This window comes from Fibrella arboris (assembly GCF_041321095.1).
In the GTDB taxonomy this organism is placed as follows: domain Bacteria; phylum Bacteroidota; class Bacteroidia; order Cytophagales; family Spirosomataceae; genus Fibrella; species Fibrella arboris.
Window position 1 is genome coordinate 249699 of sequence record NZ_JBGGWE010000009.1, and the last position, 24506, is coordinate 274204.

The window sequence follows — 24506 nt, forward strand, 5'->3', positions numbered from 1 at the left end:
TACGTTGGTTGTGCCTAGTTGCGCTTTCTGACCACCGGAAATTGACTTATACGCAGCACTGTGCAGCCATACGGCACCAGCGTAATGGTTTCTTCATCAGGAGCCGACTCAACCCCGTAAATGAAACTGTACGGAATAGGGCCGGTCATGTCGTTGTAGAGTTTCCAGGAAGGTAATCGCCGGGCCTTTACCCTGATTTCGGAGGGTGCATTTTTCAGATTCCAGGGAAAGATAATGGGGTTCCCGTTTGTCAGATTCACCACCGCCTGGTCTAGCTGGGCTGCGGGCGTCTCTACCAGTGCATAATTCCAGGGAGTGGTTGGGCGCACTTCGGTATACTGAGTTCCGTAGCTGATCGGGTCTTTATCGTTGACCACCGTTTTGGCCTCTTCGCCCATTTTCAGGGCATAGGTCAGCGGGCCTCGTTCAATGGAGATCGAACGCTCATACCATGTATTCGTAAAAACAGGCATAGGCAAGGTCAGCGTGACCACATCGCCCGATTGCCAGCTACGGCTTACCGGCACGATCTGGTTGCCCTGAGCTTCACTGAAAAGCTGTCCATTTACCCGAATCGTTCCTTTCTTGCACCAGGCCGGCACGCGCAGATGCAACGGGAAGTTGACCGCCTTTCCCTTCTTTTCAGTCCTTACCGTAAACGAGATGGTATCGTTGAAGGGGTAATTCGTTTCTTCTACCAGGGTTACTTCGGTCCCATCGGCTACCCGCGCCTTCACTTCGCTGGGCGCATAGACCAGTGCAGCCAGCCCGGCAGTTTCCCCATCGGCTGTACTGGTAGCATACCACAGGTTATGGGTGAATTTGGGCCAGCCCTGGTGCATGTTAGCCGTACAGCAGGGGTACCCTGTCAATAATCCCATACATAGGTCCGTGCCGCCGTGGTTATCGCCGAAATTGCGCATCTGTCGGGTGAGCATCACCTGGTTAGCCTGCTGAAAATATTGACGGCCCATAAAATCATCGGTAGCCTGAGCAGGTAGCGCGTTGAACGCAATTTTCTCTAGCTGGTCGGCATAGGCCACGTCACCCGTGATAGTGAGCATACTTTCCAGACTAAACATCATTTCTACCGCCGAGCAGAATTCTGACCCCTGCGTTGGGTTGTTACCGTGCAGCGCTTCGTCACCGCCATATAGGCCATGCGCCATTCCGTTGTAACGCCGTAGATCGGACAGCCCTTTATTGGTCGCGTCGACGTACCTGGCGTCGGGGTGCTGCTGGTAATAAATCAGCGGCTCCTTGATTCCCTGCGCCAGATTCACACAGTGAATGCTGCCCCGCTCGGCCAGCATGTTTGTGTTCAGAAAACCGTTGGTGAAATCGAAGGTCTGTTTGTGAATCAGTTCGGCCAGATCGAGCAGGAATTTATCGCCGGTTTGATTGTAGAGCCAGTATACTACCATCAGGTTGTCGCCAGCGCGGAATCTGGCCCAGAACGTCCAGTGATCGAGCGGATGAGTGGGCAGCTCCTGCAACTGATAGCGAAAATAGTTGGTCATCAGCGTGATCACTCGTTGATCGCTGGTAGCCATATAGTATTGCTTTAGAATTTTTAGCATCACCATCTTGGGCCACCAGTCCTGGCAATTATCGCGCTGAATACCGGGCTCGTTGGGATAATCTTTCAGCGGACCAAAATAGCCGTTGGGCTGCTGGCTGTTTATAGCCCACTCGATCCAGGGCTTGGTTTTGGCAATCAGTTCTTTATCGTGTAATAAATAGGCCAGCGGCACCAGCCCGTCGATCCAGTAGGGACCCCGCTCCCACTGATCACCATCGCCGCCAAGCCAGCCGTTTCGTTTGCCCATCACGAGCGGATACAGGTCATCGAGCTGGCCGGTAGCTCCTTTTTTCTGACGAAGCAGCATTTCGTGTAACCATCCACGTGCAGCGACAGCGCCCAGCGGTAGTTCAACGTATGGGTTTGGCCGTAGCGGTAATCGATTGTTGACGTACCCGGCAAATGGTGGCGATTTCGGGGAACGTACCTGAGCAATAACGGTGAGTGGGGGGCTGAGGCATATCAACAGCCAGAGACAGCGTAGGCGCATAGATGAGCGATGACATTACGTAAACTATACTGGTAAACCAACTTTATGTGCTACCTACCCCCCAGGCTGGGTATGTCGCCGATGCGTTCGGTCTATGTGCGCGGGCAGACCAACAAAAAAGCGGAACGGGTTGCCCCATTCCGCTCTTTTTGTTGGTCTGCTTCCTTCGCCTAGTTAACGACACGGATGGCGTGAACGCCACGCGTAACGCTAATACGACCCGGCTGTTTGGTCAGGCTGGGTTGAGCCCCTTTCGTTACTTTGTAGAACTCGATGCCTCCGTTACGAAGACCATAATCCAGGTATTCGGGAACGGCCACCGCCAGGTTATCGCCTGTTTTATCAAACTCCACGGCCTGTGGCATTACGCCGTCGATCTGGGTTTTACCGCCAGCGGCCAGTTGCCCACCCGACAAAGCGAACAGGGCTATTTCACTCTTACCGGCTGCGGCATTCGTAAACGGCTGACCCGATTGCATCGAACTAACGACCGCCACAACAGATCCGTCCGGGCTTACAGCTACCGCTTCGGGCACTTCGCTGGTAGCTACCTGCGAAACGATTTTAGCATCGACTGGCGCTTCGTCGGTACCGAATTCAACCACAAAGACTTTGTTGTCTTTGCTGTCGGCCACCACATAGTACTTTCCGTCGGGCGTAAATTTGCCGGAACCTGGTTGTGTACCCACTTTCACCGCTTTGCCATGTGCAGCGGTGTACGGTTTCTTGGTCTTCTCATCGACAACATATTTCATCAGCCCCACTTCACCGGCCGTGGTTGTGTAGGCGACAAACTGCCCGCTGGGATGAAACGTTACGTCGGTAATGGCAACACCTGGTACGGGCGAAGCCGAGGTCAGCACATACTTTGGTTTTGAACTAGCATCCAGATCGATCAATTTCAACTCCTTCCCGGCTTCGGTCGAAGCCACAATAAGGCTGGTGCCATTGGGGGCCAGCGCCACCGCCGTCAGAGCGCCACCGGCGCCAACCGGAAGCCGGTACTTGACCAGTGGTTTTTGGGGCGAACTTAAGTCTACGGCAAACATGTAGTTTGTGGCCGGGAAGTCGGTAATTCCTTTGATGGTAGCCAGGCTGTCGCTCAGTTGACCACGGCCCTCAACCACAAAACCAAGCCGTCCGTTCGGTGCAATAGCCAGTACTTTATCAGTGAGCGCCATCGAGTTCGACAGGGTGTTCGACGTGCCGATGCTCTGCCCGTTACGGTTCAGGGGGAAGCTAATGTACGTGAGCTGATCACGGGTGCCGGGTGTGGTGTAGCGGTTGCCGTCGATCAGGGCTGAGGCCGATAAGTCAGCGTCAGAAATGGCCACCAACGCCCGGGCGTTGAATTGAATAGGTGCCTGCGCAAAAGCGGTGCCTGTGGTGATGCCCGCCAGCATCAGCCAAGCAGCGAGAAAACTGACTTTTTTCATGTGTAATCGGTAAAAAACGCTGTTTAGGTGAAACACAAAGATACCCGTAGGAATCAGATTACCTAACGATTCTACGAGCGGTTATTGTCTATGGACTAACGGGAACAACCAGCCGAAATCCCACACCATGCACACTATCGATGCGAACCGCCGAATCGGCCGACAGGCGTTTGCGTAACCGCGAGATAAACACGTCCAGACTACGGCCCATGAAGTAATCATCGTCGCCCCAGATAGCCCGTAATAATTCGTCGCGCCGAACAACAGCGTTGGCCCGGTCGAGCAGGAATGCCAGTACATCGGCTTCGCGCTGCGTTAGGGCATCTGTTAAGCCGGCCCGATTCAGGGTCAGGTTGGCCCGATCGAACAGGTACGTTCCTATAGCGGGGAGCGGCTGGGTAACACGTACCGGAAGAATGGCAGGCGACAGGGTAGTGCGGCTCCGCTTCAGAAACACATCTATTTTCAGCAGTAATTCATCAATGCTGAACGGCTTGGTCAGGTAATCGTCGGCACCGAGGCGCAGGCCGGCCAGTCGATCGGCCCGGTCAGCGCGGGCACTCAGGAACAGAATAGGTACGTCGGCGTTCACGGCGCGAATCTGCCGGGCCAAGGTAAAACCATCCGTCTGTGGCAGCATCACATCGAGCAGACAGAGATCGAATGGCGCCGACTGAAACGCCAGCCAGCCTTCGGTGCCTGTGGTGCAGTGGTGCACGTTGAAGCAGGCGGCCTCCAGGTTGTCGCGGGTAACGAAGCTGAGGTTAATGTCATCTTCGACGTACAGGATCCGGGCGCGGGTGCTCAAGAACAGGCAGGTTGTTTTAAATGGTCAGGTTAGTCAGGTACGTTATCCGTGCAGGCCAGCAACAGGTGTGTCAGTTGCCTGTGGCAACGTACCCAGCGGGCTACTAAACACAAAGGTACTGCCCTGTCCCGGTTCGCTCAACAGACGGATATACCAGCCATGAGCGCGGGCCATCTGCCAGACGTAATAAAGCCCTAGTCCAAAGCCTTTCACATCGTGCACATCGCCGGTAGGTACGCGGTAAAACTGGCGAAAAACGGCCTTGTGATGCGTTTTGGCAATGCCGATACCATTATCGGCTACCGACCAGACCAGCCGTTTCCCCTCTGTTCGGGTGCGCAAGACAACGCAGGGAGGCGCCTCGCCGTATTTTCGGGCGTTATCGATCAGGTTAGTCAGCAGCGTGTCAAGCGCATACGGGTCGGCTAGCAGCGGTGCGGGATCGGGTTGCAGGTCGAGCTGAATCAGCGATGGATACTGGGCGGCCAGCGCCGTCATCACTTCGTTCAGATCGAGCGGGGTACGTTCCTGCGCGAAGCCACGTTGCTGCCGCCGGGCCAGGTGCAGCACATTCTGCACCTGCTGTTGCAGTCGCAGGCTTTCTTCGTTCACAATTCGGGCATACTGCCGCAGGCGGTCGGGTTGCTGGCTAATGTCGGGCTGTTGCAATACCCCCGCCGCAATGCGCAGGGTCGATACCGGTGTTTGCAGTTCGTGGGTGATATTATTGATAAAATCACGCTGAATCTCGGTAAGCCGACGCTGCCGGAGCACTACCCAGAGCGTGTAGCCAAACAGCAGCACAACCAGCCCCACCGCTACCGACGAGGCAATCCAGCCATCGAGTTGGCCGGCCACTACGCCCGCCTGACCCGGAAATCGAATCTCGAAATAATAGGTGTAGTCCTGAATCTTAGGCAGTGTTCGCGTCCGGCTAATGCGCCTGCCGGCCTGTCGGGTGCTGCCTTGCTGCGAGCTTACGTAGGCGCCGTAGACCATTCGTTCACTTTCGCAGTTGTAAATACCGTACTCAAAATCGGTCAGGAGCCGGTGTCGCCGGAAAGCATTCTGCAGGTAGTGTTCCAGCAGAATCGGGTCGATCGGCGCATCGGTGCGGACTACGAAATAATCAGAGGAAAGCTGTGTAACGGCCGCCCTTGTCTGCCTGATCTTATTCAGCCGGGCCACCTCATCGGCTACTTCCAGCAGCGCCACAAAAGCCGTTTGCCGAAATTGCCGCTCACCCAAGGCATAGGCCCGGCGTAACCAGATGGCCTGTACGGTCAGAATACCCACAATGGCAATCACCGACAGCACGACAAGAAGCCGAATCAACGAACGGGACATATATAGTAAAGCGTGAAAGAGTAACTAGATCGTGAGTCAGAAAAAGCAAAAGAGTCAAGGGGCTGGTCGTTAGCCAGCAGGCTCTAATCTATAGGCACTCTATACCTCTTCCACTCTTTAGCCAACTAAAGTACATGGTCCACGCCTTCATTCTCACACTCGTTCACGCGCTGCACGGCCTTTAACATTTCATTAACAACTGATAACCAGTCATTAACACGGGGGCTTCAGGCCTGAACTACTTTTGGTGCAGCAACCCGCCGGAAAGCCCGGCGGGCCTGAAACCATCGCTTAATTTATTCTTTATGAAAACGTTAACGCTCCTTTTATCGGCTCTCCTCGTAGCCGGAACCGTAGTTGCCCACACGCTGGCAGCGGCATTTGGCTGGACCAGTACCACCCATGATTTTGGTAAAATCCGCCAGGGTAAACCCGTCACCGTTTCGTATACCTTTACCAACAAAGGCGAAGCGCCGCTACTGGTCACCTACGCCAAGGGCTCATGCGGTTGCACGGGCGTTGAATGGCCCAAAGAGGCCGTGCTGCCCGGCGCCACCGGGCAGATTAAAGCCACCTTCAACGCGGCCGCCCCTGGTGCCTTCAGCAAATCAGTCTACGTCGAATCCAATGCCGACGGTGGACCCGTTACGCTCACGTTCAAAGGAGAAGTGGTAGCCAACAGCAACGCAGCAGGTACGCGCTAGGCCTTCATCCCCCTACACGGTGTCAGACACCGTGTAGGGGGATGAAAGACCGAATTATGGAAGGCGAGCCCGCTGTTCATCCACCCAAAAAGCCCGATGAAGCCCCTTATCCAACCCATTCTGCTGGCCATGACGCTGTTCTGGCTAGCTGGCTGTCAATCGCAGCAGGAAGCGAAGATGACTCGACCTGATGCGGCGCTCAATAACGTACCGGCGCCAGCTGCCACCGACGAACCTGACCAGGAAGCACCCGCTCCGTTACCAGGCGCACCGGCTGGCCAGATCAACCTTCCCGATCATCAGTTTATTCGTACCGCCGCTGTCAAATTCCGGGTCAACAATGTGGTGACTGCCACCAACCAGATCGAAACCATTACAGCCCGGCAGGGTGGTTTTATCACACTCACCAGACTCGACAGCCAGAAAGACGATACCGAAACGGTAGCGATCAGTGCCGACTCCCTGCTCGAAACCACCCGGTTTACGGTTAGCAACAGCCTGACCCTGCGCGTCCCCAACGCCCACCTCGACACCACCCTCCGCGCGCTTGTCGGCTTGTCGGAGTACCTGGATTTTCGGGAGATAAAGTCCGACGATGTGGCGTTGCAGCGCCTGGCTGCCGCCCAGACCCAACAACGCACTGCAGCCTATACCCAACGCCTTCGCGCCGCCGTCAACAGGGGGAATCAACGGCTGGGCGACCTCAACGACACGGAAGAGAATCGGCTGAACCACCAGCAGCAAACCGACGAGGCCACCATCAACGACCTCGCGCTGGTCGATCAGCTTCAGTTTAGCACAATCACGCTGAACATCTACCAACGGCAGTCAATTCAGCAGAGGGTGCTCCCTAACGTTGATGAGGTACGGCTGTATGAACCCGGCTTTCTGACAAAAGCAGCCGCCGCACTCGTCGCCGGGGGGCATATATTGGCAACGTTCGTCCTCTTACTGCTCGAAGGCTGGGGCATCATGCTGTTTTGCGTGGCCGTTTACTTCTCAGCCAGGTACGTTACCGGTCGATTTAAACGTCCGCTAGCCGTTGGGCAGTAAGCAGAAGCAGTGGCCCTGTCGATCAGTTGCTGAGCCGGTGGTTCGCTGATCGACAAGACCGCTGCGTTTTGCAGCACCAAACCCCGTGACAAACTGTTAAGAAAGCAGAAGGTATATTTCGTGCCTATTTGCGCTCATGACTGCTTCATCCGCCGACGTTAACACCACGGTTCATTTAGACGTTACCATCCACCATCTCTGGAAAACCGCCCGTCAGACCGGTCATCCCGCAGCCCTTTGGCGGATGCCCAATCAGGCAGAGAAACACCTGATCGTTCATCTCGGCGCCCCCCTTTCCGAGCAACAACCCATTGATCTTGACGAGCGGCCACCCGGCTTTGCCATTGGGTTGTTCGATGCACCCGGACGCGGGACCGCCGACGACGATTTTGCCCGGGCATTTTATCTACAGGCCGACCGCCACGTTGTACTCGACGCCAATGGTCAGCTTACCTACCGCGACTCCAGCAGTACTGTCGCCACCCGTGCTTTCGACGAAGCCACGTACCTGACAGCTCAACAAACGAGTACGGCAAACCCCGCTGTCACCTTCACAGAACTACCTAACCCCACCGCACAGGCTGCTTTTGAAGCCAATGTCGCAGAGGCTGTAGCAGCCATGAAGGCGGGGAAATTCTGGAAAGTTGTGTTGTCGCGGACGAAAACAATCGACTTTAGCAGCGTACCCGATGTGGTTACCCTGTTCGACCGCCTGTGTGCCGCTTACCCAACGGCTTTCATTTCAGCGGTATGGTTGCCCGAAGGCACCGGTGGCCGACCGGCGCAGGTTTGGTTGTCGGCCACGCCCGAACGCCTGGCCAGCATGGATGCCAATGGTATATTCAGGACAGTGGCCCTGGCCGGCACCCAATCGGCCTATTTGCCCGACGGGACAATGAAGCGCACAGCCGATGCCCTCTGGTCGCAGAAAGAGATTGAAGAACAGGCACTGGTCAGCCGGTACATCATTGGCTGTTTCAAGAAAATCCGATTACGCGAATACATCGAAGAAGGGCCTAAAACAGCGCAGGCAGGCAACCTGATGCACCTTTGTTCGCACTATTCGGTCGATACCAAAGCGGTGAATTTCCCGCAGCTCGGCACCGTCATGCTCCGGCTGCTGCACCCCACATCGGCCGTTTGCGGCATGCCCCGCCCCGAAGCGCTCGATTTCATTCACACCCATGAACGCCACGACCGGGGTTTTTATGCCGGTTTTGTTGGTCCGGTCAACATCGACGGGGCTAGTCAGTTGTTCGTGCATATCCGTTGCCTGTCGCTGGAAGGCAAAACGGCCACGCTCTTTGCCGGTGCTGGCCTGACTGAAGATTCGGACCCACAAAAAGAGTGGCTCGAAACCGAAATGAAATGCCAGACTCTGCTTCGCGGCATGCGGGGTTGATCCGCTTTAACTGTACGCAAAAAGAGCCGGACTTTTGATCCGGCTCTTTTACTAGTTGGCTACCTACGCTAGCTTCTTGTACTTGATGCGCTTCGGCGTGGCGTCGTTACCCAGCCGTTTGCGACGGTTTTCTTCGTAGTCTGAGAAGTTGCCTTCAAACCAGTACACTTGCGAATCACCTTCAAAAGCGAGGATGTGCGTGGCCACCCGGTCGAGGAACCAGCGGTCGTGGCTGATGATGACGGCACAACCGGCAAAGTTTTCCAGGCCTTCTTCCAGCGCCCGCAACGTATTCACATCCAGGTCGTTGGTCGGTTCATCCATCAGCAGCAGGTTTGCCCCTTCTTTCAGGGTCATGGCCAGGTGAACGCGGTTACGCTCTCCACCCGACAACGTACCTATCTTTTTTTCCTGATCAGCCCCGGCAAAGTTGAACCGGCTGCAATACGCCCGGGCGTTTGACTGCTTGCCCCCCAGCATGATCCAGTCGTTGCCATCGGCAATGGTCTGATACACCGTTTTCTCGGGGTCGAGGCCATCGTGTTCCTGATCCACGTAGGCCACCTTCACCGTCTCGCCCACTTCGAACGTACCTGCGTCGGGTTTATACTTATCCGTAATCAGTTTGAAAAGTGTCGTTTTACCCGCTCCGTTTGGCCCGATAATACCAACAATACCCGCCTGTGGTAGTTTAAAATCGAGGTGTTCGAAAAGCAGCCGATCACCAAACGCTTTAGCTACGTCCTGCGCTTCGATCACCTTGTTACCCAGGCGCGGTCCGGGTGGAATAAAGATTTCCAGCTTGCTCTCGCGCTGCTGAGCATCCTCATCGAGCATCTTCTCGTACGCTCCCAAACGCGCTTTCGACTTCGCCTGCCGGGCTTTGGGGGCCATCCGTACCCACTCCAGCTCGCGCTGAAGCGTCTTCTGCCGTTTCGATTCGGTTTTTTCCTCTTTCGCTAACCGTTGCTGTTTCTGGTCGAGCCACGAGCTGTAGTTTCCTTTCCAGGGAATACCCTCGCCCCGGTCAAGCTCCAGGATCCAGCCCGCTACGTTATCGAGGAAGTAGCGGTCGTGGGTTACGGCAATGACCGTCCCCTTGTACTGCCGCAGGTATTCTTCCAGCCATAAGACCGACTCGGCATCGAGGTGGTTGGTCGGCTCATCGAGCAGCAGCACGTCGGGCTCCTGAAGCAGCAGACGGCACAGGGCCACCCGCCGTTTTTCGCCCCCCGACAGGTTCGCAATCAACGCATCAGACGGCGGCGTACGCAGCGCGTCCATGGCCCGTTCGAGGCGGGTATCCAGTTCCCAGGCGTTGACATGATCCAGCTTTTCCTGCACATCGGCTTGCCGGGCACCCAGTTTCTCGTAGTCAGCGTCCGGGTCGCCAAAGGCTTCGTTGATCTGGTCGAACTCTTTCAGCAGGTCAACGATCGGTTGAACGCCTTCTTCTACCACCTCGCGAACGGTCTTGGCCGGGTCGAGTTGCGGCTCCTGTTCGAGCATGCCGACAGAGTAGCCGGGCGAGAAAACGACCTCGCCATTGTAGCTTTTGTCGATGCCGGCGATGATCCGTAACAGGGTAGATTTACCGGAACCGTTAAGCCCCAGTACGCCTATTTTCGCGCCGTAAAAGAAGGAAAGGTAGATGTTCTTTAGGATTTGTCGGTTGGGGGGAATAATTTTACTTACACCCGCCATAGAAAAGATAATCGTTTCCTGGCTCATTTTTTGCCTATGTTTGTGGTTGGGCAAATATCGGTAATTAACCCTCGCAAGAACCCTTCAGTAAGGAAAAATGGAAAATGCTTCATTGGTAGACGAATACGGTTACGTCGAAGACGGAAAGGTATTTTTAAAGGGCTACCTCGACTATCCAGACCGCCAGATCGGCGAAGTGAAACGAACAGAGCAGGAAGCGCTCGATTATTTTAAAAACCGCTTTGTTATCGCCCAGAGCAAGGTTGCTCAACTGGAAGAAGAGGTTACCGAAGCACAAAACAAAGGCTCTTATCTGACTAAACTGCTACAGTTACGTCGCAAACTGATCAGCTTTGATGCCATTGGCGATTTTCCTCCCCTGCTCGACCGGCTCGATCAGCTCGAAGACGTTCTGTCGGGGCTGATCCACATCAATCAGCTAAAAAATCTGGAAATCAAGCGGGCACTTATCGCTGAGGCTGAGGTCATTGCTGGTAGTGACGACTGGAAACCCACCGCCGAAGCGCTCCAGGAAATCAAGACAAAGTGGATCAAGACCGGGCCGGTAGATAAAAGTGTCGAGGCCGAAATAGAAGAGCAGTTTCAGGGCCTTCTCGACAACTTTTTCCAACGGCGTCGTGAGTTCTTTAATGAGCAGAACAAGGTCATCCAGGAGCGGCTCGATCAGTATGAAGAGATGATCCGGCTGGTTGAGCGGGCCGTGCGAAACCCTGATCTGGACATCGTTTACCAGGAGGTTCGTCGGCTCAACAATGCCTGGAAAAATATTGGTGAAGTACCTATTAAAAAAGGCGGTAAACTACACAAGCGCTTCAAGCGAACGGTGCAGTACGTCTTCGAAAAATATAACAACGCGAAGGGTATCGTTATCCAAAAACGGATCGACCCACGTATCGAACAGCAGATGAAAATGGCCGACGAAGCCGAGTCGCTGTCGAAAGTACCCGATTCACAGATCTTCAATTCGGCCAACCGGGCCAAAGAGTTGCTCAATGCCTGGAAGGAAATCAAGGTGCCGTTCAAGATGCAGGACAAAGCGGTGAACGAGCGTTTTCGGGCCGCCTGCGACAAGATTTTTGAGCTTAGCTACCTCGGCCGTGTCCTGGACCGGAAATACCCGGCGTTTAGCCTGAAAAGCCAGGCCGAACAACTACGGACGAAGATTCGCGAGCTGGAATACCTGGTGAAGCGGGAAAAAAACGACCTCCAGTTTTCGATGCAGGATATCGACAGCCTCGACCCGGAGAATCCTGAAGACAAGCAGATTCTGAACAAGATCAATACGCAGAAACGTAAGATCGCCATGAAAGAGGTTATCCTGCGTGATTTTCACCGCGCCCTGGCGGCGGCAGAATAGCCCGGGTACGTTGCTGGTATGGCGAAAGCCGGTTAGGTAGTTGCGAAAACTATCTGACCGGCTTTCGCTGTTTTACTGATAGGCGAATGGGTCATCCAGCAAATGACTACGCTCACCATCACTGACCTTCTAACTATGAACACCACCGATTTGTCTGATTTCCGCGCGGCTATCGAGCCCCGGAAATTTGTCCGCATCGAATACCTCACTGACCTCAACGAGTTCATCAAAACCGATGCGCTCGTGCTGGGCGTAAGCAATCAGACCGGCTTCGACACGCTCGATCTGGCCGACGGGCAGCACATCCCCCTTGACCGCGTAATCAGCGTTGCCGGCCGACTTTCACCACATTATCCAGGCTACGCCAATTATTCGTGCGATTGTTGACAAGTAGTTACATTTGTGACCTCTTTCACCAAACGATCGTTATTTATGCGTACACCATTACGTGGTGTTGTCGGCATCGGCCTGGCTTGCCTGTTGCTGTCAACTTATGTTTCCAATGCACAAAAAGTTGATCTCGACAAATCACAATACGAGATCCAGTGCATCCAGTTTCCTTCTGAGTATGTGGCTCCGGACCAACGCACCTTCGGCGTACGTGTAGAAGCAACTCCCGTTATTTCAGATGTATATTCACCAGACGCTATTTACCAGAAAATAGGCGTATCGGGCTACCAGAAGGTCGAAAAATCCCCTACTGTTGGCATCACGATTACCCTGAACGATTTCCGGTTCTCCCGGTCGGAGGTCGAATCCCGTACCGAAGAAGTTAAGGATCGAAACGGTAAGGTGACCGGCACCAATTATTACTATCGTATCGTTGCCACCTACGATGGGCGGGGCAATTACGTAGTGAAAGGCCCCAAAGCCAACGCAACCGCTAAAACAAAGACCGAGGCACCTGCCAACCGTTTTCTAACCAAAGCCAGCAGCGATGCCGCCGACGCCAGCATTAGCACTGTTATAGATGCAGGCCTGCTACGAAGCCTTACATACCGGTCGGGCGAATACCGTTCTGCGGTAGATGCATCAGCCGCCTTTAGGGCCGGGCAGGATGCCGTTCGCCGCAACCTGCTGAACGACTATGTAAATCAATGCATCAACACGGTGAACTATCGGGTGTCGGAACTCTACGGATACATCCCGGTGACCAATCGCGAACATCTCTGGATTCTCGACAGCGATAAACACCCGGAGTACACGGTGCAGCAGGAAGCGATAAAGGCGGTAGTAACCCTGACAAAGACAATGAAAGCGACGGAGCCGCTCACCCAGTTGTCAACCGATATGCAACCCCTGATCGAGTATTTTGACTCGTTGAAATCGAAATACACTAAGGATGAGAAGGCAGACCGCAAAATGCGCTATTCGGCCTACTTCAACCTGGCCCGCATTTATTTGTTACTGGATCAGCCCGACAAAGCCATTGCCGAAGCGAACGGACTGATTAAGAACGATTATGACACCAAAGACGGCGAACGGATTATTGAAGAGGCCGAAAAACTGAAGCAGCAGTTAGCCTTTCATCACACGGCCGAGCGTCACATGAAGCTCTAGATCAGAAAAGAGGGATTCGATGCTCCGATGTAAAGGAGCATCGAATCCTTAATACGTACCTAATCGATCAGATCGAAGCCGCAGTACGGCACCAGTACGGCGGGGATGCGGATCGTACCCTCGGCTGTCTGGTTATTTTCCAGCAAAGCCGCCAGAATGCGGGGCAGTGCCAACGCCGATCCATTTAATGTGTGCAACAGCGTAGGTTTGCCGCCGTCGAGTTTAGCACGAAGCTTTAATCGGTTAGCCTGGTACGTCTCGAAGTTGCTGACCGAGCTCACTTCAAGCCAACGCCCCTGCCCGGCCGACCATACTTCCATGTCGTACGTCAGCGCCGAGGTAAAGCCCATATCGCCCCCGCAAAGCCGGAGCACCCGGTAAGGCAACGCCAGCTGCTGCAACAGCCCCTGTACATGCAGGCTCATCTCTTCCAGGACGGAATAGGAATTCTCTGGCTTTTCGATCCGGACAATTTCCACCTTATCAAACTGGTGCAGCCGGTTCAGACCACGCACGTGTGCGCCCCAGGACCCTGCCTCGCGCCGGAAACAGGGCGTGTATCCGATGTGGCGGATGGGCAGATCGGCCTCGTTTACCAGTACATCACGGTATAAATTGGTGATGGGAACCTCGGCGGTTGGAATCAGATACAGCCTGTCTTCCGGGGCATAGTACATCTGCCCTTCTTTATCAGGCAGTTGGCCTGTACCAAACCCAGAGTCTTCGTTGATCACGATCGGCGGTTGCACTTCCGAGTACCCTGCATTCAGTCCCTGATCCAGGAAGAAATTGATCAGCGCACGCTGCAGCCGGGCAGCTTTACCTTTATAAACGGGGAATCCCGCGCCAGAAATCTTGTTGCCCAACTCGAAATCAATCATGGGACTACCGCCGGGGCCAAAGCGTTTGATGAGTTCCCAATGCGGTTCGGCACCGGCATGAAGCGTTGGTTTGTCCCCCCATTCAAGTACCACTTCATTCTCATCAGCCGAACGACCTTCAGGTACGCTGCTGTGCGGAATGTTGGGAACCGTTACCAGTAGGGCCTGTACCTGCTGTTCAATACCTGTCAGTTGTTCGCCCAATGTTTTTGACTGTTCTTTCAGGGTAGCCGTCTCCGCTTTGGCAGCCTCAGCGGCTTCTTTCTGGCCGGTCTTCATCAACTGACCAATTTCTTTAGCAATCGCGTTCTGCCGGGCCAGTTTATCGTCCAGCTCTTTCTGTGTATCGCGGCGCTGCTGGTCAAGCTCCAGCAGTTGGTCAACCGTGGTCTCGGCATCGGCAAAATGGCGTTTCCGCAGACCAGCCATAACCAGGTCTTTATTCTCGCGTATGAATGGAATTTGTAACATCAGTGTGTGGTGATCAGACGCTTAATTACGTCGATGAATTCTTCGGTTTGGGGAAGCAAAGGAAGCACATCGTCGGCGGTAAAGTCAATAAATGCACCGTAATCACTACTGTGACGGGCATCAGACAGTCGGCTATAAAGTTTGCTCCATTTAACCTCGACCTTACTGGTTTTAACAAAATGCAGGTCGAACATAGCCTTTGCACCAGCATGTGAGTTGATGGGAATTTCTGTATGCACCATCAGCGCAGAAACAGCTTGATAAACTGCATAATAAAGTCTGTTCACAACACTGAACCAATCCTGGTCATCGACAAGATTTCTCGATGTCTGTAGAAGAGCATCCGCCCGTTCGAGGCGGTATGTTATCAGATCGGTTCTGTACCTATTCATAAACGGTGCCCTTCTCTTACAACATTCTTATACAAATCGGTAACACGTAATCGCGCTTTCTCCTGATATGGATAAACAACCGAACTAATCACCTGCCCTGATTTAAGTGATAAGTCGGTTAAGTGATCGCTGAACTGCCACCGGTTTCCCTTACTTAGATCAACGGCTGTTAAAATCAGGAAATCCCAGTCTGAATCGGGGCGGGCGTCGCCACGGGCACGGGAGCCAAACAGCCACACCTCGGCCTGCGGGTCGATCTCGTGAACGGATCGCTTTACAGCTTGCAGGAATTCGGCGTCAGTCATAGCAGTAATGTTGTAGCATACAGCGCAGACGTACCTACGCTGGATGGCTAGCTAAAGTTAGGCATTTAGGCATTTAGAAACAGACTGTCGTTCAGCGCGTTCAGGGCTTCATTTTTGTACTGGCCGTGCATGAGCAGCGAAATATTGTGCTCGGTGCCACCATACGAAATCATACGGATCGGAATGCCTTCCAGCGCTTTCAACACCTGTAGGGCAATGCCCGGATGGTCGGAACTGAAATTACCCACAATGCAGATGATGGTCTGATTGTAGTCGGGTTCTTCCAGCTCGCAGAACTGGCTCAACTCAGCCTGGATAGCGGCGAGGTTCTCCGTATTATCGATCGTGACCGACACAGATACTTCCGACGTGGCAATCAGGTCGATCGGCGTTTTGAACCGCTCGAAGATCTCAAAGATACGACGCAGAAAGCCATACGCATTCAGCATCCGGGTCGAGTGGATATAGAGGGCCGTAATGTTGTCTTTGGCCGCAATGGCTTTGAACACGTGTCCGTTCTGCTTATCCGCACTGACTTTGTCGGTAATCAACGTACCTGGCGCTCCGGGAGCCATCGTGTTTTTCAAACGCACCGGCACACCCCGCATTTTAGCTGGTGTAATGGTGGATGGATGCAGAATTTTAGCCCCGAAATAGGCCAGCTCAGCCGCCTCATCGAACGTCAGTTCCCGAATCGGGAAGGTCTTCTTTACAATGCGCGGATCATTATTATGCATGCCGTCGATGTCGGTCCAGATCTGGATCTCGTCGGCCCGGATGGCGCCGCCAATCAGGGAAGCCGTGTAATCAGAGCCACCGCGCTTCAGGTTGTCGACCTCGCCGCGTGGGTTGCGGCAGATAAAGCCCTGCGTCACGATGATCTGCTTATCGGCATGTGGCGGCAGCATCTCACGCAGATTCTGATCGATCACGGCCAATTCAGGCTCGTTATCAGCGTCGATCCGCATAAACTCCAGAGCGGGTAACAGCACCGACGGCACTCCTTCTTCGGTCAGGTAAGCCGAGAAAAGCTGCGTACTCAACAATTCACCTTCAGCAACAAGCTCTTTCTCCTGCTTTAGCGTAAACGGTTTGATGCGTGTCAACGAGCGGAGGAATGAAAATTCGTTCGAGATAATCCGCTGACCAGCCGCCAACCCTTCCGATGTCTTGAACAACTCGCGGACAAAACTGTCGTAGTGTGCTTTCAGGTGTTCGATCTTCTCGAAGGCTTCGTCTTCGGCGTTACTTTTCAGCGATTCGCCGATAGACAGTAACGCATTGGTCGTACCCGACAACGCCGACAGCACAACAACTTTCCGGGTCGGATCGGCCGTAATCAGGTTACGAATCGAGTGCATCCGCTCAGGTTTTCCAACTGAGGTTCCGCCAAATTTCCAAACGTGCATGGAGGTGAAATTTATGTTTTCTGTTCACTGTCTTCCGTTTTCTGTTGCGCTGCTAGTTCACGGTTTTAGAACTAGCAGCGCAACAGAAAACGGAAGACAGTGAACAGAAAACTTATTTGTTCATGGTTTCTTTTAATCCGAGCATTTTAATGGCCGTCATGGCGGCTTCGTCGCCTTTATTGCCATGGATGCCACCAGCCCGGTCGAGGGCCTGTTGTTGGTTGTTGGGAGTTAACACACCGAAAATGACAGGCTTGCCCGTCTTCAGGCTCACGGTAGTAAAGCCCTGTGCCACAGCATGGTTGATATAATCGTTGTGCTTGGTTTCGCCCTGGATGACGCAACCGATACAGATTACCGCGTCGATATCGGCCCGTTCGGCAAACCATTGGGCGGCCAGCGTCAGCTCGTAGCTGCCAGGTACGTTGCCACGCAGTACATTCTCGGCCGTAGCACCGTACTTGATGAGGGTGTCGTAGGCGCCCTGAAACAGGGCCTCTGTTACCTCGGCATTCCACTCGGCTACAACAAGGGCAAAGCGGCGCCCGCTGATATCAGGCAGATTATCAACTGTGAAGACACTAAGATTTTTATCGGCAGAAGACATAATAAAAAGTTTTCTGTTTACTGTCTTCTGTCTTCTGTTGCGCTGCTAGTCCTAAAACCGTGAACTAGCCGCGCAACAGAAGACAGAAGACAGTAAACTTTTTTAACTAAAAAAGGGACGAACCTTGTTACGGCTTCGTCCCTCTGTGTACTCGTACTGATACGTACCTAGTTGACTACTCGCCGCTTTGCGCTTCGAGCAGGGATTTATATTTCTTGGCACTAACGGCTTCAGACGTCTCAGGATATTTATCCAGGATTTGCTGATAAGCCTCAATAGCTTTATCGTTGGCTTTCGCGCTCTCCTGGGCAATAGCCAGTTTCAACAGGTAGCCTGGCGTAAAAAATTTGTTCGGCTTGTACTCGGCTGCTTTTTCATAGTATTCAGCGGCCTCGGCATAGCTTTTCTTTTCTGAGTAAGCATCGCCAATCAGTGAATAAGCACGCGCCTGCACCAGCAGGTCTGATGAGCTAAAATCTTTCAATTGCTCAATAGCCTGGTCGTATTTGCCTTCTTTCAGCAGAGCAGTTCCCGCGTAGAAGTGCGCCAGGTTACCTGCTTTCGTACCGCTGTAGTCGTCGGCAACGGCCAGCAGGCCAGGTGTCGCGCCTTTGCCATTCAAGGCAAGCTGCAGCGAATCCTGCTCGAACTTGTACACCGCGTTGAACAGTTTGTCCTGCCCTTCCAGGTTTTTTTCACCCTGGAAATATTGGTAGCCGAAGTAGCCGACAATAGCCAGCACCAGACCACCAACCATGCCTAGAATAAGGTTACGGTTTGTTTCAAAAAAATCTTCGGCCCTTTCTAAACGGCCTGCCAGTGCGTCGGGATCTTCAAGAAATTCTAAACCCGCGTTTTTCTTGCTCATACAAGTTGCAATTTGAGGGGCAAAAGTACGAAAATAGTTTGATGTTCAACGTCTGCCGTCCGAAGTTTAATCAGGTAGCCAGGCGCCATAAGCCCCTTTGTCATCCAGCGTTATCAAATACCAAACCACTTTTTACTATTCCACTAAAAATGGATAGTCCTTTTGCATGTACACATCGTTGAACGCTTCTTCGACCGGTGGGTAAGGCGATTCTTCGGCAAACTTCACCGACTCATCAACGGTGGCTTTGATCTTCTGATCAATGGCCGCCAGCTCCGCCTCCGTTGCCAGTCCGTTGGTCAGGATATGCTGACGCACGTTTTCGATCGGGTCGCGCTGTTTATACTGCTCCACCTCATCTTTGCTGCGGTACTTCTGCGGGTCAGACATGGAGTGGCCCCGATACCGGTACGTACGGAACTCCAGGAAAGTTGGCCCTTCACCAGCACGGGCACGCTCAGCAGCGCGGCTAACGGCTTCATGAACGGCTTCTACTTCCATCGCGTCAACGGGTTCGGCAGGCATATCGTAGGATTCGCCGATGGTATACAGCTCGGTTACGTTCGAGGTACGGGCTACCGACGTACCCATGGCGTACCCGTTGTTTTCAACCACGAAAATGACGGGCAGTTTCCACAACATCGCCATGTTGAAGGCTTCATGCAAAGCGCCCTGACGCACGGCTCCGTCGCCAAAGAAACAGATGCAGAGATTGCCCGTTTTGTTGTATTTTTCAGCGAAGGCGATGCCAGCGCCCATTGGGATCTGCGCGCCAACGATGCCGTGGCCACCCACAAAATTCACTGACTTGTCGAAGATGTGCATCGACCCGCCTTTGCCTTTCGAGGACCCCGTTTGCTTGGCATACAGTTCGGCCATAACGGCTTTAGGATCAGAGCCCAGCGCCAGTGGAATGCCATGGTCACGATAGGCCGTGATCCACTTATCATCGGGGGTCAGGGCAGAATACGATCCTGATGAACACGCTTCCTGACCGATGTAGAGGTGGCAGAAGCCCTTGATTTTCTGTTGCCCGTAGAGCTGGCCAGCCTTTTCTTCAAATTTACGCTGAAGTTGCATCGACTCATACCAATACATGTACCGCTCTTTGGGGTGCTGCGTTTTGGTCGGAGTTGCTTTGCCGTTGCTTTTAGCGGCTGGAGCCTTGTCTTTGACGGTTGCCATGTGTATCCTAAGTAGAGGGTAGATTGCCCTGTTATCTGCCGAACAAAGGGGATGTATCTTTGTTGCTATTTCCGGGCAAAATGCTTGCAAAAGTACAAACAAAGGAGGAAGGAGGAAAGGAAGAAGGAGGAATAGGATTGCAGATACTGGAATTGTTGATATCATACCGACAAACTTGTCATCCCTCTTTTCTCCCCTCCTCCCTTTCCTGCTTTCCTCCCCAATTTTATGTATCTCGACAAATTAAGCCTGACCAATTTTAAAAACTACGAGGATGCGCTTTTCACGTTCAGCAGGCAGGTCAATGTGATTGTGGGGCAGAATGGTAGTGGGAAAACCAATCTGCTCGATGCGATTTACTTCCTTGCGCTGTCGAAAAGTGCTTTTCAGTCGCTCGATGCGCTCAGCGTGACCCACAACGAAGATTACTTCATTCTCGATGGCACTTTCGTCAAGCACGACCGACCTACTCAGATCACCATCAGCCTGCAACGTGGGCAACGCAAGGCCATTCTGGCTGATAAAAAGCCCTACGAACGTGTCAGTGAGCATATTGGCCGGTTTCCGGTGGTGCTTATGGCCCCTAACGATACGGATCTGGTGCGTGAGCATAGCGAAGACCGCCGCCAGTTTGTCGATGGCGTTCTGTCGCAACTTGACCCCGAATACCTGCAAGACTACCTCCAGTACCAACATGTACTGAAGCAGCGGAACAGCCTGCTCAAACTCTTTGCCGACCGCCGCAACGTTGATCACGACCTACTCGATACGTACGACGAGCCCCTCCTGTATATAGGTCAGCGTATTCATGACCGACGTAAACAGTTCCTGGCCGACCTGCTGCCCAGCGTACAGGCGCACTATACGTACCTGAGCGACGGGCGCGAAGCCGTGACGATTCTGTATGATTCAGACCTCGATAAAATGGGGTTCGACGATCTGTTTGTGCAGAACCGGAGCCGCGACGTGGCCATGCAGCGCACCACGATGGGCGTTCACCGCGACGATTTCGACTTTCTTATCGATGGTATCTCGCTGAAACGCTTTGGGTCGCAGGGGCAGCAGAAAACGTTTGTGATTGCGCTCAAACTAGGTCAGTTCGACCTGCTGCAGGCGGAAAAACAAACCCGCCCCATTTTGTTGCTCGACGATATTTTCGATAAGCTCGACGATGGCCGGATCGCCAAACTCATCCAGCGGGTCGATGAAGGGGCCTTTGGGCAGCTGTTCATCACCGATGCCCGCCCGGAACGTACCCAGCACCTGCTGGCGTCGGTGCAGAGCGATGTCCGGTATTTCCGAATCGGGAAAGAGGGTTAGGCTGTTTTAAGCCAGCGGCACAACGGTCGCCCTTGGTAAAAACCCTATACTGTAACAAACTAGGGTTTAACCCATTCTATAGCGTCTCAATAAAAGGCAACTTTACCACCGCTAAGTACCGGAATGGGCTTTCCTCTGTTTTAGTCAGTTAGCATTCATTGCTTCATAGGTTTACTACCAGACAGGCACGTGGTGTTACTGCGTGCCTGTTTCCTCAAGCCTACAGGCATACACCTGCTTACTCCATGATTCCACGTCTTCTTTTCTGTTTGCTCATCGCCAGTTTGTCAGCCCTGGCAGCACCGGTCCGTACAGCCGACAATATTCATATCGATCAGTTTGGCTACCGGCCGTCATCAGGCAAGGTTGCGGTGATCAGCAGCCCGGTGCAGGGGTTCAATGCCAGCCAGGCTTTTGCCCCATCGACGGGTGTTAATCAGTATGAGCTTCGTCGCTGGCAGGACGATGCCATCGTTTTCCGGGGTACGTTGGCCGTCTGGAACAATGGTAGCACCGACGCCACATCGGGCGACAAGGCCTGGTGGTTCGATTTCTCGTCGGTGCAAACGCCGGGCAGCTATTATGTCTATGATGCAGGCCAACAGACCGGTTCGTTCCGGTTCGAGATTCACGACGAAGTGTATACCAACCTGCTCAGAACGGCCGTGCGGATGTTTTTCTATAACCGCTGCAACGTCGAGAAGAAAGCCCAGTTCGCCGGTGCCAGCTGGGCCGATGGGGCCTCGTTTGTTGGGGCAAACCAGGACCTTGCTGCCCGTTCTATCCGCGATCGGACCAACGCCGCTACTGCCCGCGACCTGTCGGGCGGCTGGTGGGATGCCGGTGACTATAATAAATACACGACCTTTGCCGCCAAACCCGTTCATCAGCTCCTCGACGCCTACGACCAGAAACCCACCATCTGGACCGATGACCTGAATTTACCCGAAAGCGGGAATGGTGTGCCCGATCTGCTCGACGAGGTGAAATGGGAGCTCGACTGGCTCCGAAAAATGCAGCATACCGACGGTTCAGCGATTATAAAAATGGGCCTGGTAGCCAACGCGCCGGGGTCGAGCCTGCCCCCCAGCACCGACACTCGGCCCCGGTACTATTATCCCGAAAAATCAACGGCAGCGGCTATCGCTATGGCCGGTATGTTTGCCCATGCCGCCATTGTGTATGACAAAATCCCGTCGCAGAAAGCCTATGCGGCAGAACTGCGCAGGCTGGCAGTGCTGGGTTTCGACTGGTACGAAAACACACCCACCAAAAACACGAACATCGACGACGGTACCATTGAAGCAGGTGACGCCGATTGGGACGAAACCGAACAGAAAAAAGCACGCGTCACAGCCGCTATCTACTTATACGCGCTGACCGGCGAGGTACGTTACCGGCAGATTGTCGACGATAATTACCGGCTCATTGGTGTGCTGGGCTGGTGGGGGCCATACGAAACCATTCACGGCGACGCGCTGCTGTACTACACCCAACTGGCTGGGGCAACAACCAGTGTGTCTCAAACGATCATTGGCCGCAAGCTAAGCGATGGTAAACAGCTTGACCTCTACCGGCCGACAGCGCAGGCAGATCCGTATCGGGCGTATATGCCGGAGGCACAATACCATTGGGGCAGTAACCAGATCAGGGCCGATTTTGCCAACATCAACTTCGATCTGGTTCAGTACAAAGTAGACCCGTCGGGTAGTGACTATTATCGGCAGCGAGCCGAAGACCTGCTTCATGCGCTGCACGGAGTGAACCCGCTGAACCTCGTGTACCTGACCAACATGCGGCAGTTGGGCGCCGAAAAATCAGCCACACGCATATACCATTCGTGGTTTAGTGATAAAACCGATTGGGCCGAAGCAGAGGTCTCGGCCAAAGGTGGCCCACCGCCGGGATACGTACCCGGCGGTCCCAACAAAAGCTACCAACCCGGTCAGGGAACCTGTACATTGACCCCGCCCTGTAACCAGCCTGCTCAGAAAAGCTACCGCGACTGGAACGCCATTTGGCCCGATGCCAGCTGGTCCGTAACCGAGCCAGGCATCTATTACCAGTCAGCCTACGTTAAGGCGCTGTCACGGTTTGTCGATACGCCAACGAAGTATGAATTGCCTGTTACTCCGGTGGTTGTCATAACGGCAACAGAACCAGAAAACAGCTTTTTCAACCTGTACCCAAACCCGGCCAGCAGTTCGGTAACGGTTGTATTTACGGCCGAACAACCGGGTGCTTGTGTCTTTACCATCACCGATGTGTTGGGGCGGGCGATCAACCAGGTCCGGCACACAAGTGTAGCGGGGACTAACCGGGTACAGCTGCCCGTTCAGCAATTACCCGCCGGAATGTACCTGATTCGCTGCCAGCTGGGGCAGCAGGAAGTTGTCAGGAAAATAAGCGTGCTCTAGCGAACGAAGGCCTTATGCCAGCGGGATCTGCTTTCGGTACTGCGAAGGCGACGTACCTATTTCGCGCCGGAACAGCTTCATGAAATAGGTCAGGTTGTTGAACCCACACTCAATACTGATATCGGCCAGGCACCGGTTGGTGGTTCTCAACAACCGGGATGCCAGTGCAATGCGTTGCTGATTAATGTAATCGACCGGGGTCATGCCGAACGTTTGCTTGAAGATGCGGTAGAAGTTGGGCTCGCTCATGCAGGCCTCATCAGCTAGCTCTTTGATATGTAGAGCCCGGCCCAGATGCTTATTGATGTACTGTGCCACATAGGCCAGCCGGTTCACGTTGGCGTGGGCCGTTTCAGGGCCTAACAGCAGCGTGCGTGCCTGCGTTTGCATCAGCCGCACCACCAGTTCCTGCAACACGAAATTGGCAAAGACCTCTTTGGCTTTGTTGTCTTCCGTAAAAATGTAGATCAGCCGCGCAATAAGCTGGTGAATGGGCTCGTCGTTGGTCAGGAAGAAGTTGTGCTGCCCAAATTGCCATCCCTGCGCGGTATCGATGAGCGGTGATCGGTCGTTGAGCATGTCGGTGACTTGCCTCACCTTGTCGGGCGCAATGGCCAGGGCCAGGCACTGCGTCGGGTTGTTCTTGTGTGCCTCGGGGAAGTCGATCCGCATCATTTCCTGGCCGGGAACAATGACCGATTCGCCCGGCAGAAAATCGAAAGAGGGCGTACCGGGCAGGTGCATCACCTTCTTACCCCGAATCATACTGGCCAATACGGGGCTGTTGAAGGTCAGTTCAATTTTTTCGGCAATGTGCTGTGTTTCATAGATAGTTAGCTCCGCCGTGTCGATCGTATACGCTGTTCTATTCTCGACTTCCTGATCCAGCCGCCGTGAATGTAAATGGCGTGAAATATCAAGCGGAGCCAGTTGTGTACGTTTCATAAATAGTCGTTGATTAACAAGCAGCGCTAGCGCACTCTACTTCAATACTGACCTGAAATATAGGACATTGCCTGCAGCGCCTTACTATTATTATTACATTTTTTATTAGTAATGTCGTACCCATTCTGCTTTATAACGCAGATCAATCCGGTAACGTGTCGGCTCGATCACCACATAGCTAATTCCATACAGTAGGCAAACGGATCACGGTGGTTTGCGTTTAAATCAGGCTCCGCCACGGC

21 protein-coding genes are annotated in these 24506 nt (G+C 53.6%); 8 read left to right on the forward strand and 13 right to left on the reverse strand.

Going from position 1 to position 24506, the window contains the following annotated elements; genetic code table 11:
- Positions 1–14 precede the first annotated feature (14 nt).
- The 4 genes from ACAW75_RS17150 to ACAW75_RS17165 all read right to left on the reverse strand — a co-directional run bounded on the left by ACAW75_RS17150 (position 15) and on the right by ACAW75_RS17165 (position 5663).
- Complete coding sequence (locus ACAW75_RS17150; protein ID WP_370729968.1) at positions 15–2072, reverse strand: beta-L-arabinofuranosidase domain-containing protein; 2058 nt, start codon at positions 2070–2072, stop codon at positions 15–17.
- A 170-nt stretch (positions 2073–2242) separates the two neighbouring features.
- Positions 2243–3508, reverse strand: coding sequence for a WD40 repeat domain-containing protein (locus ACAW75_RS17155; protein WP_370729969.1), 1266 nt, complete (start codon positions 3506–3508; stop codon positions 2243–2245).
- Positions 3509–3596: 88 nt separating this feature from the next.
- Positions 3597–4316 carry a response regulator transcription factor gene (locus tag ACAW75_RS17160; protein ID WP_370729970.1) on the reverse strand — a complete coding sequence of 240 codons (720 nt, stop codon included), beginning with the start codon at positions 4314–4316 and terminating at the stop codon, positions 3597–3599.
- Between the two features lie 42 nt (positions 4317–4358).
- The gene (locus tag ACAW75_RS17165; protein WP_370729971.1) at positions 4359–5663 is read right to left on the reverse strand and encodes a sensor histidine kinase; all 1305 of its coding nucleotides are present in this window, start codon (positions 5661–5663) and stop codon (positions 4359–4361) included.
- A 305-nt stretch (positions 5664–5968) separates the two neighbouring features.
- Between ACAW75_RS17165 and ACAW75_RS17170 the strand changes: the two genes are divergently transcribed.
- From ACAW75_RS17170 to ACAW75_RS17180, 3 genes are all read left to right on the forward strand, one after another.
- Positions 5969–6367, forward strand: a complete 399-nt coding sequence (locus ACAW75_RS17170; RefSeq protein WP_370729972.1) for a DUF1573 domain-containing protein — start codon at positions 5969–5971, stop codon at positions 6365–6367.
- A 96-nt stretch (positions 6368–6463) separates the two neighbouring features.
- Complete coding sequence (locus tag ACAW75_RS17175) at positions 6464–7420, forward strand: DUF4349 domain-containing protein (protein WP_370729973.1); 957 nt, start codon at positions 6464–6466, stop codon at positions 7418–7420.
- Positions 7421–7556: 136 nt separating this feature from the next.
- Positions 7557–8822, forward strand: coding sequence for an isochorismate synthase (locus ACAW75_RS17180; RefSeq protein WP_370729974.1), 1266 nt, complete (start codon positions 7557–7559; stop codon positions 8820–8822).
- Between the two features lie 63 nt (positions 8823–8885).
- Here the strand turns inward: ACAW75_RS17180 and ettA are convergent, their stop codons facing one another.
- Positions 8886–10553, reverse strand: a complete 1668-nt coding sequence (gene ettA, locus ACAW75_RS17185; RefSeq protein ID WP_370729975.1) for an energy-dependent translational throttle protein EttA — start codon at positions 10551–10553, stop codon at positions 8886–8888.
- Positions 10554–10623: 70 nt separating this feature from the next.
- Here ettA and ACAW75_RS17190 point away from each other — a divergent pair, with 70 nt between their 5' ends.
- From ACAW75_RS17190 to ACAW75_RS17200, 3 genes are all read left to right on the forward strand, one after another.
- Positions 10624–11904, forward strand: coding sequence for a DUF349 domain-containing protein (locus tag ACAW75_RS17190; RefSeq protein ID WP_370729976.1), 1281 nt, complete (start codon positions 10624–10626; stop codon positions 11902–11904).
- Positions 11905–12039: 135 nt separating this feature from the next.
- On the forward strand, positions 12040–12291 hold the full coding sequence (locus ACAW75_RS17195) for a hypothetical protein (protein WP_370729977.1): 252 nt from the start codon (positions 12040–12042) through the stop codon (positions 12289–12291).
- A gap of 45 nt (positions 12292–12336) precedes the next feature.
- Positions 12337–13464, forward strand: a complete 1128-nt coding sequence (locus ACAW75_RS17200) for a hypothetical protein (RefSeq protein ID WP_370729978.1) — start codon at positions 12337–12339, stop codon at positions 13462–13464.
- A gap of 59 nt (positions 13465–13523) precedes the next feature.
- Here the strand turns inward: ACAW75_RS17200 and serS are convergent, their stop codons facing one another.
- The 7 genes from serS to pdhA form a co-directional block, all read right to left on the reverse strand.
- Entirely contained in the window at positions 13524–14816 is a 1293-nt protein-coding gene (gene serS / locus ACAW75_RS17205; protein WP_370729979.1) for a serine--tRNA ligase, read from the reverse strand.
- Complete coding sequence (locus ACAW75_RS17210; protein WP_370729980.1) at positions 14816–15208, reverse strand: HEPN domain-containing protein; 393 nt, start codon at positions 15206–15208, stop codon at positions 14816–14818. The genes serS and ACAW75_RS17210 overlap by 1 nt, the downstream gene beginning before the upstream one ends.
- Positions 15205–15513 (reverse strand): nucleotidyltransferase domain-containing protein, encoded by a 309-nt coding sequence (locus ACAW75_RS17215; protein ID WP_370729981.1) that lies wholly within the window; start codon positions 15511–15513, stop codon positions 15205–15207. Before ACAW75_RS17215 ends, ACAW75_RS17210 begins: the two co-directional genes overlap by 4 nt.
- A gap of 65 nt (positions 15514–15578) precedes the next feature.
- Positions 15579–16922, reverse strand: a complete 1344-nt coding sequence (locus tag ACAW75_RS17220; protein ID WP_370729982.1) for an aspartate kinase — start codon at positions 16920–16922, stop codon at positions 15579–15581.
- A 112-nt stretch (positions 16923–17034) separates the two neighbouring features.
- Positions 17035–17529, reverse strand: a complete 495-nt coding sequence (ribH, locus tag ACAW75_RS17225) for a 6,7-dimethyl-8-ribityllumazine synthase (protein WP_370729983.1) — start codon at positions 17527–17529, stop codon at positions 17035–17037.
- A 175-nt stretch (positions 17530–17704) separates the two neighbouring features.
- Positions 17705–18397, reverse strand: coding sequence for a tetratricopeptide repeat protein (locus tag ACAW75_RS17230; RefSeq protein ID WP_370729984.1), 693 nt, complete (start codon positions 18395–18397; stop codon positions 17705–17707).
- 135 nt (positions 18398–18532) lie between these two features.
- A complete protein-coding gene (gene pdhA, locus ACAW75_RS17235) occupies positions 18533–19582 on the reverse strand; it encodes a pyruvate dehydrogenase (acetyl-transferring) E1 component subunit alpha (protein WP_370729985.1) in 1050 nt (349 codons plus the stop codon).
- A 228-nt stretch (positions 19583–19810) separates the two neighbouring features.
- Between pdhA and recF the strand changes: the two genes are divergently transcribed.
- Both recF and ACAW75_RS17245 read left to right on the forward strand, forming a co-directional pair.
- Positions 19811–20902 carry a DNA replication/repair protein RecF gene (gene recF, locus ACAW75_RS17240; protein WP_370729986.1) on the forward strand — a complete coding sequence of 364 codons (1092 nt, stop codon included), beginning with the start codon at positions 19811–19813 and terminating at the stop codon, positions 20900–20902.
- Between the two features lie 245 nt (positions 20903–21147).
- Positions 21148–23319 carry a glycoside hydrolase family 9 protein gene (locus tag ACAW75_RS17245; RefSeq protein WP_370729987.1) on the forward strand — a complete coding sequence of 724 codons (2172 nt, stop codon included), beginning with the start codon at positions 21148–21150 and terminating at the stop codon, positions 23317–23319.
- A gap of 12 nt (positions 23320–23331) precedes the next feature.
- Here ACAW75_RS17245 and ACAW75_RS17250 read toward each other — a convergent pair whose 3' ends face one another.
- Positions 23332–24264 carry an AraC family transcriptional regulator gene (locus tag ACAW75_RS17250; RefSeq protein WP_370729988.1) on the reverse strand — a complete coding sequence of 311 codons (933 nt, stop codon included), beginning with the start codon at positions 24262–24264 and terminating at the stop codon, positions 23332–23334.
- Positions 24265–24506: the final 242 nt, after the last annotated feature.